Genomic DNA, 16,826 nt, shown 5'->3' on the forward strand with positions numbered 1-16,826 from the left:
CTGTCGAAGAAAATGCCGGCAGGCGCCGGCATCGAGGGATCGGAAACTGATGGCCCGGGGGTGTTGCCGGGTCACCGCGGAATCACCAGCAAAGCACCGCAAAAAACGACGCGGCGCGCATGAAGCGCGCCGCCTTCGCCTTTACGCGATCTTGCCGTGGCACTGCTTGTACTTCTTGCCGCTGCCGCACGGGCACGGGTCGTTGCGGCCGACCTTCGGCACATTCTCCGTGCTGACGTCCGATGCTGCGGCGTGCAACGAGCCGTGGCTCATCGCATCGCCGATCATTGCGGCGGTGGCCGCTTCCGCCGCGGCAGGCGTTGCTGCCGCCGCTTCGGCAAATTCTGCGTGACGAAACTCGACGTTTTCGAGGTGGCTGCCCTGCTCTTCGTACTGCTCGGCAGCCTGCTCCAGCTGTTCCGGCGACTGGATCTGCACGTTCATCACCACGCGGGTGACTTCGAGCTTCACAGAGTCGAGCATCGCCGCGAACAATTCGAACGCCTCACGCTTGTACTCCTGCTTCGGATTCTTCTGCGCATAGCCGCGCAGATGGATACCCTGACGCAGGTGATCGAGCGCCGCCAGATGTTCGCGCCAGCTGCGGTCCAGCGTTTGCAGCATGATCGATCGCTCGAACGCGCTGAACGATTCACGGCCGACCAGCTCGACCTTCGATTCGTACGCTTCGTCCGCGGCGGCCTGCACCGCTTCGCGAATCTCGTCCGCGCTGATCGAGTTCGACTCGTTGATCATTTCCTGAATCGCGAGGTCGAGCTGCCATTCGTTACGCAGCACTTCCTCCAGCTCGGGCACGTCCCACTGCTCTTCAATGCTGCCGGCCGGCACGAACTGGTGAACGATATCGCTGATCACGCCATGACGCATTGCGCCGATGGTTTCCGTGATGTCGTTCGCTTCGAGCAATTCATTGCGCTGCTGATAGATCACCTTGCGCTGATCGTTCGACACATCGTCGTATTCGAGCAATTGCTTGCGAATATCGAAGTTGCGCGCTTCGACCTTGCGCTGCGCCGATTCAATCGAGCGCGAAACGATGCCTGCTTCGATCGCTTCGCCTTCCGGCATCTTCAGGCGGTCCATGATCGCGCGCACGCGGTCGCCCGCAAAAATGCGCAGCAGCGGATCTTCCAGAGACAGATAGAAGCGCGACGAGCCCGGGTCGCCCTGACGGCCCGCACGGCCGCGCAACTGGTTGTCGATCCGGCGCGATTCGTGACGCTCAGTGCCGATGATGTGCAGACCGCCTGCGGCCTTCACCTGATCGTGCAGCGCTTGCCATTCGTCGTGCAGCTTCTGGATGCGGCGCTGTTTCTCGTCCGCAGGGATCGCTTCGTCCCGTTCGATGAAGGACGCCTGCTTTTCCGCATTGCCGCCCAGCACGATGTCGGTACCGCGACCGGCCATGTTGGTGGCGATCGTGATGCGCTTCGGACGGCCCGCTTCGGCGACGATCTCCGCTTCACGCGCGTGCTGCTTGGCGTTCAGCACTTCGTGCGGCAAACCGGTCTGCTTCAGCAGATGCGACAGCAGCTCAGAGTTTTCGATCGACGTGGTGCCGACCAGCACCGGCTGGCCGATCTCGTAACAATCGCGGATATCGCGAATCACCGCGTCGTAGCGTTCCTTCGCGGTTTTGTAGATCTGATCCTGCTTGTCGATCCGCTTCGGCGGACGGTTGGTCGGGATCACGACCGTCTCGAGACCGTAGATCTCGTTGAATTCATACGCTTCGGTATCGGCCGTGCCGGTCATGCCGGCCAGCTTCGCGTACATGCGGAAATAGTTCTGGAACGTGATCGACGCGAGCGTCTGGTTCTCGCTCTGAATCTTGACGTGTTCCTTCGCCTCGACAGCCTGGTGCAGACCGTCGGACCAGCGGCGGCCCGACATCAGACGGCCGGTGAATTCGTCGACGATGATCACTTCACCGTTCTGCACCACGTAGTGCTGGTCTTTGAAGAACAGCGTATGCGCGCGCAACGCGGCGTATACGTGGTGCATCAGCGTGATGTTCTGCGGCGCATACAGGCTCTCGCCATCGCCGATCAGGCCCCACTCGGCGAGCAGGCGCTCGGCCTTTTCGTGGCCCGATTCCGTCAGGAACACCTGGCGGCCCTTCTCGTCCAGCGTGTAGTCGCCTGGCTTTTCGACGCCGGTGCCGTCCGCCTTCTCTTCGCCGATCTGGCGTTCGAGCAGCGGCGGCAGCGCGTTCATGCGCACGTAGAGTTCGGTGTGGTCTTCGGCCTGGCCGGAGATGATCAGTGGCGTACGGGCTTCGTCGATCAGGATCGAGTCGACTTCGTCGACCACCGCGAAATTCAGGGCCCGCTGCACGCGCGCGTCGGTCTCGTAGACCATGTTGTCGCGCAGGTAATCGAAGCCGAATTCGTTGTTGGTGCCGTAGGTGATATCCGCGGCGTACGCTTGCTGCTTCGCGGCATGGTCCATCTGCGACAGATTGATGCCGACCGACAGACCGAGGAAGTTGTACAGACCCGCCATCCATTCGGCGTCGCGCTGTGCGAGGTAATCGTTGACCGTGACGACGTGCACGCCGCGCCCAGACAGCGCATTCAGGTAGACCGGCAGCGTAGCGACCAGCGTCTTGCCTTCGCCGGTACGCATTTCGCCGATCTTGCCGTAGTGCAGGACCATGCCGCCAATCAGCTGCACGTCGAAGTGGCGCATTTTCAGCGTCCGCTTGCTGGCCTCGCGGCAGACCGCAAAGGCTTCCGGCAGGAGCTTGTCGAGCGACTCGCCGCTCGCGATGCGCTGACGGAATTCACCCGTTTTGGCGCGCAGTTGATCGTCCGTCAATTGCTCGATCTGCGGCTCGAGCGCATTGATCGCCGCGACGGTCTTTTGATATTGCTTGACTAGCCGCTGGTTGCGGCTGCCAAAAATCTTCTGTAGAAAACCGGTGGTCATCGGATCGGTGTCTGCGTCGCGGCTTCGGCTGGTTCGCGGCGTGCAGTTCGTGCACGTGCGCTCCGGGGTCGGAAATGCCTCGGCGGCTTAGTCCAAGAGTGAATTCGAATCGGGCATTTTAGCACGCGCCCCCGCCCGCGCCTGTGTCAGCCGTGCGACGGCAGCATGGCATCCGAAGCCCGCCGCAGCGCCCTCTGACGGCACGCATCGGGGCGGGTCCGCGTGCATCCTGCGCGGTACAATCGCGGCGTGAACGCGCATTGGGCGCGAACACGCCGTCACTATCGAACATGAGCCGTTTTCCGTCCTTTTCAAGGCCGCCGCCCAAGCAGTTCAAGGCGCGCCGCCCGCAGCCCGTTGCCGAAGTGCTCAATCGCACCGACGCATTCGCGGCCCTGCGCGCGGGCGTCGAGCAGATTGCTGCGCTCGAACGGGATCTGCGCGAATTGCTGCCCGACTATCTGGCAACCAGCGTCGAGCCGGGCTTCATTAAGGAAGGCGTACTGGCCCTGTTTGCCGGACACAACGCGCTGGCGGCACGCCTGCGGCATCTCGAGCCACGGCTGTTGTCCGATCTGCAGCAGCGCGGCTGGCCGGTCAATGCGTTGCGGATTCGCGTGCGGCCGCAACCCGCCAAGGAACCGCCGCCGGTCAAGCAGGCACGCATGACGCCTGCTGGCGCGGACGCCTTGCACGCGCTCTCCGAATCGCTCGCACCGTCGCCATTGCAGGAGGCGTTGGCGAAAATGGCCGCGCGGCATCGGAGAAATCGCTGAACAAAAAATAAGCGGCCCAGAAGGGCCGCTTATTTTTCATCCGTTCGCTTCGGAAAATCTGCGCCGAAGACCCAAGACGTTAGGCAAACGCTGTCTGCGTCTCGTACGCAAAGCCGCGCGGAGCCTTCTGGGTGTCGTCGAAGGTGACAATTTCGTACGCGTCTTCATGCGCCAGCAGTTCGCGCAGCAGCGCATTGTTCAGGCCGTGGCCCGACTTGTACGCCGTATACGAAGCCAGCAGCGGATGGCCGACCACGTACAGATCGCCGATTGCGTCGAGCATCTTGTGCTTCACGAATTCGTCGTCGTAACGCAGGCCGTCGTTGTTCAGAATGCGGTATTCGTCCAGCACGATCGCGTTATCCATGCTGCCGCCGCGTGCCAAACCGAGCTCACGCATCGTTTCCACTTCATGCGCAAAGCCAAACGTGCGCGCCCGGGCAATTTCACGCACGTACGACGTATTCGCGAAATCCACTTCCAGCGCCTGGCCGGTCTTATCGACAGCCGGGTGACGGAAATCGATCGTGAATTTGAGCTTGAAACCGAAATACGGGTCGAGGCGCGCGAACTTGTCGCCGTCCCGAATTTCGACCGGCTTGGTGACCTTGATGAATTTCTTCGCCGCGTTCTGTTCTTCGATGCCGGCCGATTGAATCAGAAACACGAAGGACCCTGCACTGCCGTCCATGATCGGGATTTCTTCGGCTGTGACATCGACATACAGGTTGTCGATGCCGAGACCCGCGCATGCGGACATCAAATGCTCGACCGTCGACACACGCGCGCCGTCTTTCTGCAAAACGGAAGCGAGGCGGGTGTCGCCGATCGCCATCGCCGACGCGGGAATGTCCACCGGCGTGGGCAAATCCACGCGCGAAAACACGATGCCGGTGTCCGGCGCCGCCGGGCGAAGCGTCAGGTCGACTTTACGGCCGGAGTGCAGGCCGATGCCGACTGTCTTGACGATCGATTTGATAGTGCGCTGCTTCAACATGGTGATCTTCTATTCGATTGAAAATCCCAATCGGGACTTTTTATTCCATAGCGCGAATTATACTCCAATACCCTAAGGAGCGTCTTAACGCGGAACGTATCAATCTGTTTCGTTGCATTACTCGACGGGCGCCCGTCAGGGGAAGCGTGACGGGCCGATGGCCGGAACGGAGGCGTTCCCGGTCATCGGCCCGCGTAACGGCCTGTCACAAAAGCGTCTTATTCTCCGTTGCCCTGCTACAACGCACTTACAGCGCAGGTCCAAAGCGAAGGCATCGACGCACAGCAACTAGCTCAACGCAGCGAGGATACTCCCTGCATCGCTGACTTCGAATTTGCCGGCAGCCTCGACGTTCAACGTCTTGACCACGCCGTCGTCGACCACCATCGCGTAGCGCTGGGAACGGATTCCCATGCCGCGCGCCGACAAATCCTGCTCGAGACCGAGCGCTCGTGTAAAAGCCGCACTGCCGTCCGCCATCATGCGCACCTTGCCCGAGGCGTGCAGATCGCGTCCCCACGCGCCCATTACGAACGCGTCGTTGACGGACACGCACCAGATTTCGTCGATGCCAAGAGCGCGCAACTGCTCGGCCTGCTCGACGTAACCCGGTACATGTTTGGCCGAACAGGTCGGCGTGAACGCGCCCGGCAATCCGAAGATCACCACACGCTTGCCCGCCGTCTGCTCGCGCACGTCGAAGCTGTTAGGTCCGATCGTGCAACCCGCCCGCGCGTCTTCGACAAACTCGAAGAGCGTCGCGTCGGGCAGCTTTTCACCCACTTGGATCATGCTCAGTCCTTTGCATCGATGCGAAGCACGCTCGCACGTTGTCGTGTCGCAGTGAAATGCAGCAGATGCCCGATTGAAGGCTCCACCGTCCGGCGACAGCCGCCCAATCCGCTTCGCGAATCCGAAGAGGGCACTTGTCCTTGCCGCGAATCTGACGATACGCGGCCTGTTTGCCGTTCACCCGCCACGCTCGTGCATTCGTCTGCCGGCGCTGGAAGACCGCGCCGCAGCGAAAGCCTGCTCGCGCGCTCAGTCCGCCTGCTTGCGCAGGAACGCCGGAATGTCGTACGTATCGACGCCCTTTTCCTGCAGCGCCTGCACGTGCGAAGCCGCCGTATCGCGCGACGTGCGCCACACTGCCGGCGTATCCAGCGCGCCGTAATCGGCGGTGCTGGCGTGCGACGGTGCGTAGGCAGCGTGTTGCATCGTGCTGATCGGCTGGTTGTCCGTGCCGGTGCGCAGCAGCGTCATCGGTGCCGATTGCTGCTTCTTCGCCGCACGGCCCAGACCCGTTGCCACGACCGTCACGCGCAGCGCGTCGCCCATTGCATCGTCGTACACCGCGCCGAAGATCACGGTTGCGTCTTCTGCAGCGTAGCTCTTGATGGTGTTCATCACTTCGCGCGTTTCCGACAGACGCAGCGAACGGCTCGACGTGATGTTGACCAGCACGCCACGCGCGCCCGACAGATCCACACCTTCCAGCAGCGGGCTGGCGACAGCCTGCTCGGCGGCCAGACGCGCGCGATCGACGCCGGCAACCGTCGCCGTGCCCATCATCGCCTTGCCCTGCTCGCCCATCACCGTCTTCACGTCTTCGAAGTCGACGTTCACCAGACCGTCGACGTTGATGATTTCAGCGATACCCGCTACTGCGTTGTTCAGAACGTCGTCGGCGCACTGGAAGCACTTGTCCATCTCGGCGTCATCGCCCATCACCTCGAACAGCTTGTCGTTCAGAACGACGATCAGCGAGTCGACGTGATCCTCCAGTTGCTGCGAACCCGCTTCTGCCACACGCATGCGCTTGCCGCCTTCGAATTCGAACGGCTTGCTGACCACACCAACAGTCAAGATACCCATTTCCTTGGCGATCTGCGCGACCACCGGCGCGGCTCCCGTACCCGTGCCGCCACCCATGCCCGCGGTGATGAACACCATGTGCGCGCCACGCAGTGCGTCGGCGATGCGCTCACGTGCTTCTTCTGCTGCCGCGCGGCCCATTTCCGGCTTGGCGCCAGCGCCAAGACCCGTATTGCCGAGCTGGATCACCGCAGTTGCACGCGAACGCGACAATGCCTGGGCGTCCGTATTCATCACGATGAAGTCGACGCCTTGTACGCCCTTGTTGATCATGTGCTGAACGGCATTGCCGCCAGCGCCACCTACTCCGACCACCTTGATGATGGTGCCGTTCGTTTCGGTTTCCAGCATCTGGAATTCCATGTTGCCTCCGTCAAGATAAAAAATTGCAGCCACTCGGCCGTTATTCGGCAGGAGATCGGGCAACCCCCTGTCGCGCGCCAGCCGCCGGCACCAGCGCGTATTTCGTAAACTGAGTCGTAATCTTTAGAAGTTGCCGAGGAACCAGTCCTTCATTCGCGAGAAGACTTGTCCCATCGACCCCGACTGCACCGCGACCTTGCGGCCGCGCATCCGTTGCGAGCGTCCTTCGAAGAGCAGACCCATCGCCGTCGAATAACGCGGGTTACGCACCACGTCCGCAAGACCGCCCGCGTATTCCGGCACGCCGATGCGCACCGGCTTCAGGAAAATGTCCTCGCCGAGCTCGACCATGCCGAGCATCATCGACGCGCCGCCGGTCAGCACCACGCCGGAGCTCAGCAGTTCCTCGTAACCCGACTCGCGCACCACCTGCTGCACGAGCAAAAACAGTTCTTCGACGCGCGGCTCGATCACCGCTGCGAGCGCCTGGCGCGACAGCGTGCGCGGACCGCGCTCACCCAGACCCGGCACTTCGATCATCTCGTCCGGATCAGCCAGCGCCTGCTTGGCGATGCCGTAATCGACCTTGATGTCTTCCGCGTCCGGCGTCGGCGTGCGCAAGGCCATCGCGATGTCGCTCGTGATCTGGTCGCCGGCGATCGGAATCACCGCCGTGTGGCGAATCGCGCCTTCGCTGAAAATCGCGATGTCCGTCGTGCCGCCGCCGATATCGACCAGCACCACGCCGAGCTCTTTTTCGTCTTCCGTCAGCACCGCCAGCGACGACGCCAGCGGCTGCAAGATCAGATCGTTCACTTCGAGCCCGCAGCGGCGCACGCACTTCACGATGTTCTGCGCCGCGCTCACCGCGCCGGTCACGATGTGCACCTTCACTTCGAGACGAATACCGCTCATGCCGATCGGCTCGCGCACGTCTTCCTGGCCGTCGATGATGAATTCCTGCGTCAGGATGTGCAGCACCTGCTGATCGGTCGGGATGTTGATCGCCTTGGCCGTCTCGATCACGCGCGCCACGTCGGTCTGCGTGACTTCCTTCTCCTTGATCGCCACCATGCCGCTCGAATTGAAGCTGCGGATATGGCTGCCGGCGATCCCGGTAAATACGTTGGTGATCTTGCAGTCGGCCATCAGCTCGGCCTCTTCGAGTGCGCGCTGAATAGACTGCACGGTGGCCTCGATGTTCACCACGACGCCTTTCTTGAGCCCCTTCGATTCGCTCTGGCCGAGTCCGATCACCTCGTAGTGACCTTCGCCTTTCAGTTCGGCGACGATGGCCACCACCTTCGCCGTCCCAATGTCGAGGGCGACCAGCAGATCTTTATAGTCTTTACTCATAGCGTGCTCATTGCGTGTGATGTCCGTTTACTTCTTGCCCTTGTCGGGTTCGCTGATAAAGCGCATGCCAGCGGCACGAATCGCGAAACCGTTCGGATAGCGCAAGTCCGCATACTCGATATCCTTTCCCCAACGTTGCGTCACCGCGTTCCACGCCGCAGTCAGGCGCCGGCTGCGATCGAGCAGCGTGTCCTGATTGCGTTCGCGCCCCAGTTCCACCTGCGTGCCGTTCGACAGTTTCACCGTCCACGCGTAGCGCGGCGACAGCGTCACTTCATCTGGCGTCGCGCCCAAAGGCGCAAACCACTTCTTGAAGTCGCGATACCGCGCGACGACTTCCTTTGCCGTGCCGTCCGGGCCGTCGAATGCGGGCAGCGCTTCGTCGAGTTCGCCCTGGTTCGCGGTGAACAGCTCGCCGTCGACGCTCACCAGCTGATCGCTGCCCCACGTCCCCAGCGGTTTGTACTCCTCGAGCGTGACAGCCAGCGCATTCGGCCAGACGCGCCGCACGCTCGCGTGACGCACCCACGGCATCTGTTCGAACGCCTGACGCGCGACGTCGAGATCCACCGTGAAAAAGTTGCCCTTCAAGCGTCCGACTACGCCGGCGCGCACCGTCGGCGAATTGATGTGCTCGGTGTCGCCGTCGATCTGGATTTCGCGCAGCGCGAAATTCGGACGCTGGATCAGCCAGTAACCGCCTGCCGCCAGCAGCACGAGCACCAGCAACGCGTGCAATGCGTTGGCGGCGAGATTGAGCTGGCGAACGTTGTTCCACATGGTGTTGCTTTCGGGTCGCCCCGGTTAGTCCTTAAGCGTCAGCGCCAACACGCCGACAACCAGTTCCTGATAGCTGATGCCCACCGCACGCGCCGCCTTCGGCGGCAGCGAGTGATCGGTCATGCCGGGCGCCGTGTTCACTTCGAGGAAATACGGATTGCCCTCCGCGTCCAGCATGAAATCGGCGCGGCCCCAATCGGTGCAGCCGAGCACGTCGAAAGCGCGGCGCGCCAGTGCCTTCAAACGCTGCTCCTCGTCCGACGCGAGACCGCACGGAATCAGGTACTGCGTGTCGTTGGCGAGGTACTTCGCGTGGTAGTCGTAGAACTCGCCGGCCGGCACGATACGGATCACCGGCAGATCGAGATCGCCGGCGATGCACGCGGTGTACTCGCCGCCGCCTTCGATGCTCTTCTCGACCACGACGATCCTGTCGTACTTGACCGCTTCGATCAGCGCTGCGGGCAGTGCATCGGCGCTCTTCACCTTGATGACCGCGACGCTCGAACCTTCACTCGCCGGCTTCACGAAGAGCGGCAAGCCGAGCTTCGCGACGATGTCTTTCGCGCGCGCTTCGTAGTCGTCGCCACGCAGCACGGCTTCGAACGGCGGCGTCGGAATGCCGAGTTGCTGCCACACGAGCTTGGTGCGGAATTTGTCCAGACCGAGCGCCGAACCGAGCACGCCGCTACCCGTGTAGCGGATGCCGTAAAAATCGAGCGCGCCCTGGATCTGGCCGTTCTCGCCATAGCCGCCATGCAGCGCATTGAACGCCCGCACGAAGCCTTCATCCTTCAACGCGGCGAGCGGACGCTCGGCCGGGTCGAACGGATGCGCGTCGATACCGGCGTCGCGCAAACCTTGCAGCACGAGGCGGCCGGAATTGAGCGACACCTCGCGCTCGGCGGAATCGCCACCGAGCAGCACTGCCACTTTGCCGAATTGTTTGGGGTCGATACCGCTCATCTCACACCTTCGTTTCTTGCGCGAGGCGGCCCGGCACACCGCCGATCGAACCCGCGCCCATCGTGATCACCACATCGCCGTCGCGCACCACTGCTGAAAGCGCGTCCGGCACTTCATCCACCGTATCGACAAACACCGGCTCGACCTTGCCCGCCACTCGCAATGCCCGCGCCAACGCGCGGCCGTCCGCGGCGACGATCGGCGCTTCGCCGGCCGAATAGACTTCAGTCAGCACGAGTGCATCGACCGTCGACAGCACCTTCACAAAATCTTCGAAGCAATCGCGCGTGCGCGTAAAGCGGTGCGGCTGGAACGCCAGTACCAGACGCCGCCCCGGAAACGCGCCGCGCGCCGCCGCCACCGTGGCCGCCATTTCGACCGGGTGGTGGCCGTAGTCGTCGACCAGCGTGTACGCGCCGGCGGCCTTGCCTTCCGACACGACCGGCACTTCGCCGTAGCGCTGGAAGCGCCGGCCCACGCCGTTGAAATCCGCCAGCGCTCGCTGGATATCGGCATCTTTCACTTCAAGTTCAGTCGCAATGGCAATGGCGGCCAAAGCGTTCTGCACGTTGTGCTCGCCCGGCAGGTTCAGCACGATGTCGATCGGCGGAGCGTCTTCGCGCATTGCCGTGAAATGCATCCTGGCGTCGCGCGCTTCGACGTTGACCGCGCGCACTTGCGCATCCGGCGCGAAGCCGTAGCGGATGATCGGCTTCGACACGAACGGCAGGATTTCCTTCACGTTCGGATCGTCGACGCACAGCACCGCGATTCCGTAGAACGGCAGGCGATGCGTGAATTCGATGAACGCCTGCTTGAGCCGCGCGAAGTCATGGCCGTAGGTGTCCATGTGATCGGCGTCGATGTTCGTGATGACTTCGATCACCGGAAACAAGTTCAGGAACGATGCATCCGACTCGTCCGCTTCGGCGACGATGAAGTCACCCGTACCGAGCCGCGCATTCGCGCCCGCGCTGATCAGGCGGCCGCCGATCACGAAAGTCGGATCGAGGCCGCCGGCCGCCAGCACGCTCGCCACCAGCGAGGTGGTCGTGGTCTTGCCGTGCGTGCCGGCAATCGCGATGCCTTGCTTCAGGCGCATCAGTTCCGCGAGCATCACGGCACGCGGCACGATCGGAATCCGGCGATGGCGCGCGGCCAGAACTTCCGGGTTGTCGCTGCGCACCGCGGTCGAGACGACCACCGCGTTCGCGCCTTCGATGTTCTCGGCCGCGTGGCCAATCGCAATCCGCGCGCCGAGCGCGGCGAGACGATCGGTAACCGGGTTGCTCGTGAGATCCGAGCCGCTCACCTGATAGCCGAGATTGACCAGCACCTCTGCGATGCCGCTCATGCCGACACCGCCGATGCCGACAAAGTGAATGTGTTTGACGATGTGTTTCATTGCTTTCCTTCCAGGCTCGGGCTCGGGGTCCAACCCGCCACGGTCGCGCAAATCTGCGCAACCTGTTCGGTGGCGTCGGGTTTCGCGAGCGAGCGCGAACGCTCCGCCATCTCCGCGAGGGTCTCTCGCGTCTGGCTGCGCAACCAGTCGGCGAGCTTTTCCGCCGACAGATCGCGTTGCTGCATGAGCAGCGCCGCGCCGTGGTCGGCGAGGAACGCTGCATTAGTTGTTTGGTGATTGTCTACTGCAAACGGGAATGGCACGAAGAATGCCGCCACGCCCACCGCTGAAATCTCCGACACCGTCATCGCGCCCGAACGGCAGATCACCAGATCAGCGTTCGCGTAAGCGCTCGCCATGTCGTCGATGAACGGCATGAGCTGCACGTCGGTTTGCAAACCGGCTGCCGCATAGTTGTCACGCAGCGCGTCGATATGCTTCGCGCCCGCCTGATGCACGATGCGCGGACGCTCGTTCGGCGTGAGCCGCGCAACCGCTCGCGGCACCACTTCGTTCAATGCCGCGGCGCCCAGACTGCCGCCTACCACCAGCACATTCAGCGGACCGCTGCGCTGCGCGTAGCGTGCTTTGGGTGCAATTGCGTGCGCAAGTTCCGCACGAATCGGGTTTCCGGTCCACTCGCCGTGCGGCAGCGTGTTCGGGAACGCAACCAGCACGCGTTTGGCGAGTTTCGCGAGCACCTTGTTCGCGAGACCCGCAATCGAATTCTGTTCATGCAGCACGAGTGGACGGCCGCTCAACGCGGTCATCAGACCCGCCGGAAACGTGATGTAACCGCCCATGCCGAGCACGACGTCCGGCTTCACGCGACGCAGCACGCTCAGACTTTGCATGCAGGCGCGCAGCAGATTCAGCGGGAGCATCAGCCTGGTCTTTATGCCCTTGCCGCGCAGGCCGCCGAAGCGCACGTATTCCATCGGGATGCCATGTTTCGGCACCAGCGTCGCTTCCATGCCTGCGGGATTGCCGAGCCAGACCACCTTCCAGCCCCACGCCTGCATCAGGTGCGCGACCGCGAGCCCCGGGAACACGTGTCCCCCGGTGCCGCCGGCCATTACCATCAGTGTGCGTTGCGGCAGAGCGGTCATACCTTCCCCCCACGCATCAACACGAATGACAACGCGTTTTGGCTCCGGCCGCTGCGCTTAACTTCGCGCGCGTTGCGCTCGAAGTTAGCCTTCGCCGAAATCGTGTGTTGCTGCATGGGGGTCATACCTTCCCCCCACGCATCAACACGAATGACAACGCGTTTTGGCTCCGGCCGCTGCGCTTAACTTCGCGCGCGTTGCGCTCGAAGTTAGCCTTCGCCGAAATCGTGTGTTGCTGCATGGGGGTCATACCTTCCCCCCACGCATCAACACACGATTTTCATAATCCACCCGCATCAGCACCGCCACCGCGACGCAGTTCAGCACGATGCCCGAGCCGCCGTAGCTGACGAGCGGCAACGTGAGACCCTTGGTCGGCAGCAAGCCGAGGTTCACACCCATGTTGATGAAGGTCTGCGCGCCGAACCAGATGCCGACGCCCTTCGCCGCCAGCCCCGCAAACGTGCGGTCGAGCGCGAGCGCCTGACGACCGATCTCGAACGAGCGGCGCACGATCCAATAGAACATCAGGATCACCACCAGCACGCCGACGAAACCCAACTCTTCGCCGATCACCGCGAGGATGAAGTCGGTGTGCGCCTCCGGCAGGTAGTTGAGCTTCTCGACGCTGCCGCCGAGACCCACGCCGAACCACTCGCCGCGGCCGAACGCGATCAGCGAGTGCGTCAATTGATAAGCCTTGCCTTGCGCGTAACGGTCGTCCCACGGATCGAGGTAGGCGAAGATCCGCTCTCGACGCCACGGCGATGCCCACACCAGCAAGCTGAACGTGCCCACCGCCGTCGCTACGAGGCCGCCGAACAGCTTGCCGTTCACGCCGCCCAGAAACAGCAGGCCCATCGCGATCGCGGCGATCACCATGAACGCGCCCATGTCCGGCTCGAGCAGCAGCAACGCGCCGACGAGCCCCACCGCCACCGCCATCGGCAAAAAGCCCTTGGCGAAGCTGTGCATGTACTCCTGTTTGCGCACCGTGTAGTTCGCCGCGTAGATCGTCACAGCGAGCTTCATGATTTCCGACGGCTGCATGTTCGTGATGCCTAGCGGAATCCAGCGGCGCGCGCCGTTCACGCCCTTGCCGATGTGCGGAATCAGCACGATCACCAGCGCGACCAGCGAAATCAGGAAGAGCTTCGGCGCGTACTTGTCCCACGTCGAGATCGGGATGCGGAACGATACGACGCCGATCACCGAGCCCATCACCACGAAAATGATCTGCCGCACGAGGAACGCGTAATCGCGATACGACGCGTACTTCGGCGAATCGGGCATCGCGATCGACGCCGAATACACCATCACGACACCGAGGCCGAGCAACGCGACGACCACCCACAGCAACGAGTGATCGTAGTCGAGCATCCGCGAGCGCAGCGGACGCACGCCGTTGACGGCGCTCGCGAGACCGCTGCTGCCGGTACGGCCGGACGCGCGGCCCATGTGGCCTGAGCTGCCTGCATCGCCTTGACCGGCACGTGACCCGGCGAGGCGCGACCCGAAGCGTTCCGACCAGCTCATATCATCGTCCCCCGTTCGGCAGCGATGTCTTCCACCGTGCTGCGGAACACCGCCGCACGATGCGCGTAACCCTTGAACATGTCGAAACTCGCGCAAGCCGGCGACAGCAGCACGGCGTCGCCCGGTTGCGCCAATGCCGTTGCGGCGCGCGTGGCTTCTTCGAGCGTGGCGTGATCGCTCAGCGCGATGCCGGTATGTTCGAGCGCGGTGCGAATCTGCGGCGCGTCGCGGCCGATCAGCATCACGGCGCGGCACCAGCGCATCACCGGCTCGGCGAGCGGCTCGAAATCCTGGCCCTTGCCGTCTCCGCCGGCAATCAGCACCGCGCGTTGCGCGAGGCCATCGAGCGCGGCAACTGTCGCGCCGACATTCGTCCCCTTGCTGTCGTCGACGTAATCGATGCCTTCGATCGATGCGATCAATTCCACCCGATGCGGCTCGCCGCGGTATTCACGCAGGCCGTGCAGCAGCGGCGCGCCCGGTAGACCGATCGCACGCGCCAACGCATACGCGGCGAGCGCGTTCGCGGCATTGTGCAGACCGCGAATACGCAAGGCGTCGGCAGGCATCAGACGCTTGAGCGCGATGCTCGGCGGCGCGACCGTTTCGTTCTTGCGACGGCGCTTCGGCTGCGGCTCGTCGCTCGCGTCGCGATCGTGCGCTTCGACCAGCCACACGATGCCGTTGTCGCGCAGCAGACCGTAGTCGCCGTCGTTCTTCGGCTCCGTGACGCCGAAGGTGATCACTTCAGCGTCGCCGTCCACAGAAGGCGCGAGCGCCATCACGCGCGCGTCGTCGCGATTCAGCACACGCACGGTTTGTGTACCAAAGATGCGGCCCTTCGCAGCGGCATATGCATCGAGGCCGCCGTGCCAGTCCAGGTGATCCTGGGTGATGTTCAGAATGACCGCAGCGTCGGGTCTAAACGTGTGCGCGGTTTCCAGCTGGAAGCTGGACAACTCGAGCACCCACACGTCGGGCAACGCGGTGTTGTCGATCGCTTCGGTCAGCTTGTCCAGCGCGGCCGGGCTGATGTTGCCCGCCACGGCGACCTTCTTGCCGGCGCGTTCGCACAGCAGGCCAGTCAGGCTCGTCGTGGTGGTCTTGCCATTGGTGCCGGTGATCGCGATCACCTTCGGCGCGTAACCGCTCTCGCCGAGCGTCTTCAGCGCTTGCGAGAAGAACTCGAGTTCGCCCCACACAGGAATGTCCCGCTCACGCGCCGCCGAGATCAGCGGCAGCAGATCGGCGGCGAGCGGCGACAAACCCGGGCTGATCGCAAGCAGTTCAACGCCTTCGAGCAGCACCGGCGAAAACGGGCCGCCGACGAAATCGGCGTCGACGCCGTGCGCTTCGAGCGCGGACAGGTTCGGCGGCACCTCGCGCGTATCGGCCACACGCAGCCGACAGCCGTGCCGCGCGCACCAGCGCGCCATCGCGAGACCGGATTCACCCAGTCCCAGCACGAGCACCATCGGCTTTTGCCGATCCCGAAACTTCTCGCCAAACATCGCCTGCTTCCCCTAAATACCGCTTAACGCAATTTGAGCGTGGACAAACCGAACAGACACAGCATCAGCGTGATGATCCAGAAACGCACGACCACCTGCGTTTCCTTCCAACCCGACAATTCAAAATGGTGATGCAGCGGCGCCATCTTGAAGAGCCGCCGCCCTTCACCGAAACGGCGCTTGGTGAACTTGAACCACGCAACCTGCAACATCACGGAGAGCGTCTCCGCAACGAAAATGCCACCCATGATGAACAGCACGATTTCCTGACGCACGATCACCGCGACCGTGCCAAGCGCGCCGCCGAGCGCCAGCGCGCCGACGTCGCCCATGAACATCTGCGCCGGGTGCGTGTTGAACCATAGAAATGCGAGCCCCGCTCCGCCCATCGCCGAGCAGAAAATCAGCAGTTCGCCGGCGCCGGCGATATGCGGAAACAGCAGGTATTTCGAGTAGACCGAGCTGCCCATCACATACGCGAATACGCCGAGCGACGCGCCGACCAGTACGACCGGCATGATCACGAGGCCGTCGAGACCGTCGGTGAGATTCACCGCATTGCTCGCGCCGACGATCACCAGATAGGTCAGCACGATGAAGCCCCATACGCCGAGCGGATAGCTGATCGATTTGACGAACGGCAGCATCAGGTCGGCACGCGCCGGCAAGCCCATCGACAAGCCGCTGCGCACCCACGCCATGAACAGGTCGAACACGCGCACATTGCTGGCTTCGGACACGCTGAAAGCCAGATAAACGGCAGCGAACAAACCGATCACCGACTGCCAGAAATACTTTTCACGCGACGACATGCCGCGCGGATCCTTGTAGACCACCTTGCGGTAATCGTCGACCCAGCCGATCACGCCGAAACCGAACGTGACGAGCATCACGATCCAGATGAAGCGGTTGGTCAGATCGGCCCACAACAGCGTCGCCACGGCGATACCGAGCAGAATCAGCACGCCGCCCATGGTCGGCGTACCGGATTTGACGAGGTGCGTTTGCGGGCCGTCCTTGCGCACGGCCTGACCGACCTTCATCGCGGTCAGCTTGCGAATCACCCACGGGCCACAGACGAGCCCGATCAGCAGCGCGGTGATGGTTGCCATCACCGCGCGGAAAGTCAGATAACTGAACACGCGCAAGAAGCTTGCGTCATTCTGCAGCCATTGCGCCAGCGCCAGTAGCATGCTTCGG

13 protein-coding genes are annotated in these 16,826 nt (G+C 62.9%); 1 reads left to right on the plus strand and 12 read right to left on the minus strand.

Going from position 1 to position 16,826, the window contains the following annotated elements; all coding sequences use genetic code 11:
• Positions 1 to 141: 141 nt before the first annotated feature.
• The gene (secA, locus tag AC3WLT_RS25525) at positions 142 to 2,952 is read right to left on the minus strand and encodes a preprotein translocase subunit SecA (RefSeq protein ID WP_492594464.1); all 2,811 of its coding nucleotides are present in this window, start codon (positions 2,950 to 2,952) and stop codon (positions 142 to 144) included.
• A 290-nt stretch (positions 2,953 to 3,242) separates the two neighbouring features.
• On the opposite strand from secA, the gene AC3WLT_RS25530 reads away from it, so the two are divergent.
• Entirely contained in the window at positions 3,243 to 3,728 is a 486-nt protein-coding gene (locus AC3WLT_RS25530) for a DciA family protein (RefSeq protein ID WP_492594465.1), read from the plus strand.
• Between the two features lie 79 nt (positions 3,729 to 3,807).
• Here AC3WLT_RS25530 and lpxC read toward each other — a convergent pair whose 3' ends face one another.
• The 11 genes from lpxC to mraY all read right to left on the minus strand — a co-directional run bounded on the left by lpxC (position 3,808) and on the right by mraY (position 16,819).
• Entirely contained in the window at positions 3,808 to 4,725 is a 918-nt protein-coding gene (lpxC, locus tag AC3WLT_RS25535; RefSeq protein WP_492594466.1) for a UDP-3-O-acyl-N-acetylglucosamine deacetylase, read from the minus strand.
• A 288-nt stretch (positions 4,726 to 5,013) separates the two neighbouring features.
• On the minus strand, positions 5,014 to 5,517 hold the full coding sequence (locus AC3WLT_RS25540) for a peroxiredoxin (RefSeq protein ID WP_492594467.1): 504 nt from the start codon (positions 5,515 to 5,517) through the stop codon (positions 5,014 to 5,016).
• A 249-nt stretch (positions 5,518 to 5,766) separates the two neighbouring features.
• A complete protein-coding gene (gene ftsZ, locus AC3WLT_RS25545) occupies positions 5,767 to 6,963 on the minus strand; it encodes a cell division protein FtsZ (RefSeq protein ID WP_408524967.1) in 1,197 nt (398 codons plus the stop codon).
• A gap of 123 nt (positions 6,964 to 7,086) precedes the next feature.
• Positions 7,087 to 8,319 carry a cell division protein FtsA gene (ftsA, locus tag AC3WLT_RS25550; RefSeq protein ID WP_492594468.1) on the minus strand — a complete coding sequence of 411 codons (1,233 nt, stop codon included), beginning with the start codon at positions 8,317 to 8,319 and terminating at the stop codon, positions 7,087 to 7,089.
• A gap of 27 nt (positions 8,320 to 8,346) precedes the next feature.
• Positions 8,347 to 9,099, minus strand: a complete 753-nt coding sequence (locus AC3WLT_RS25555) for a cell division protein FtsQ/DivIB (RefSeq protein WP_492594469.1) — start codon at positions 9,097 to 9,099, stop codon at positions 8,347 to 8,349.
• Between the two features lie 24 nt (positions 9,100 to 9,123).
• The gene (locus AC3WLT_RS25560; RefSeq protein ID WP_492594470.1) at positions 9,124 to 10,065 is read right to left on the minus strand and encodes a D-alanine--D-alanine ligase; all 942 of its coding nucleotides are present in this window, start codon (positions 10,063 to 10,065) and stop codon (positions 9,124 to 9,126) included.
• Between the two features lies 1 nt (position 10,066).
• Entirely contained in the window at positions 10,067 to 11,470 is a 1,404-nt protein-coding gene (gene murC, locus AC3WLT_RS25565) for a UDP-N-acetylmuramate--L-alanine ligase (protein WP_492594471.1), read from the minus strand.
• Entirely contained in the window at positions 11,467 to 12,579 is a 1,113-nt protein-coding gene (gene murG / locus AC3WLT_RS25570; protein ID WP_492594472.1) for an undecaprenyldiphospho-muramoylpentapeptide beta-N-acetylglucosaminyltransferase, read from the minus strand. Before murG ends, murC begins: the two co-directional genes overlap by 4 nt.
• A 246-nt stretch (positions 12,580 to 12,825) precedes the next feature.
• Positions 12,826 to 14,115 carry a putative lipid II flippase FtsW gene (gene ftsW / locus AC3WLT_RS25575; protein WP_492594473.1) on the minus strand — a complete coding sequence of 430 codons (1,290 nt, stop codon included), beginning with the start codon at positions 14,113 to 14,115 and terminating at the stop codon, positions 12,826 to 12,828.
• Complete coding sequence (gene murD, locus AC3WLT_RS25580; RefSeq protein WP_492594474.1) at positions 14,112 to 15,626, minus strand: UDP-N-acetylmuramoyl-L-alanine--D-glutamate ligase; 1,515 nt, start codon at positions 15,624 to 15,626, stop codon at positions 14,112 to 14,114. Before murD ends, ftsW begins: the two co-directional genes overlap by 4 nt.
• A 23-nt stretch (positions 15,627 to 15,649) precedes the next feature.
• Positions 15,650 to 16,819: a phospho-N-acetylmuramoyl-pentapeptide-transferase gene (mraY, locus tag AC3WLT_RS25585; protein ID WP_115099203.1), complete on the minus strand. Its 1,170-nt coding sequence runs from the start codon at positions 16,817 to 16,819 to the stop codon at positions 15,650 to 15,652.
• Between the last annotated feature and the right edge of the window lie 7 nt (positions 16,820 to 16,826).

It is taken from the genome of Paraburkholderia sp. FW306-2-2C-D06C (assembly GCF_058781505.1).

Excerpts from the sequence above, each read along its gene's own strand:
- secA (WP_492594464.1), bottom strand. The coding sequence starts at position 2,952 with ATGACCACCGGTTTTCTACAGAAGATTTTTGGCAGCCGCAACCAGCGG.
- AC3WLT_RS25530 (WP_492594465.1), top strand. The coding sequence starts at position 3,243 with ATGAGCCGTTTTCCGTCCTTTTCAAGGCCGCCGCCCAAGCAGTTCAAG.
- lpxC (WP_492594466.1), bottom strand. The coding sequence starts at position 4,725 with ATGTTGAAGCAGCGCACTATCAAATCGATCGTCAAGACAGTCGGCATC.
- AC3WLT_RS25540 (WP_492594467.1), bottom strand. The coding sequence starts at position 5,517 with ATGATCCAAGTGGGTGAAAAGCTGCCCGACGCGACGCTCTTCGAGTTT.
- ftsZ (WP_408524967.1), bottom strand. The coding sequence starts at position 6,963 with ATGGAATTCCAGATGCTGGAAACCGAAACGAACGGCACCATCATCAAG.
- ftsA (WP_492594468.1), bottom strand. The coding sequence starts at position 8,319 with ATGAGTAAAGACTATAAAGATCTGCTGGTCGCCCTCGACATTGGGACG.
- AC3WLT_RS25555 (WP_492594469.1), bottom strand. The coding sequence starts at position 9,099 with ATGTGGAACAACGTTCGCCAGCTCAATCTCGCCGCCAACGCATTGCAC.
- AC3WLT_RS25560 (WP_492594470.1), bottom strand. The coding sequence starts at position 10,065 with ATGAGCGGTATCGACCCCAAACAATTCGGCAAAGTGGCAGTGCTGCTC.
- murC (WP_492594471.1), bottom strand. The coding sequence starts at position 11,470 with ATGAAACACATCGTCAAACACATTCACTTTGTCGGCATCGGCGGTGTC.
- murG (WP_492594472.1), bottom strand. The coding sequence starts at position 12,579 with ATGACCGCTCTGCCGCAACGCACACTGATGGTAATGGCCGGCGGCACC.
- ftsW (WP_492594473.1), bottom strand. The coding sequence starts at position 14,115 with ATGAGCTGGTCGGAACGCTTCGGGTCGCGCCTCGCCGGGTCACGTGCC.
- murD (WP_492594474.1), bottom strand. The coding sequence starts at position 15,626 with ATGTTTGGCGAGAAGTTTCGGGATCGGCAAAAGCCGATGGTGCTCGTG.
- mraY (WP_115099203.1), bottom strand. The coding sequence starts at position 16,819 with ATGCTACTGGCGCTGGCGCAATGGCTGCAGAATGACGCAAGCTTCTTG.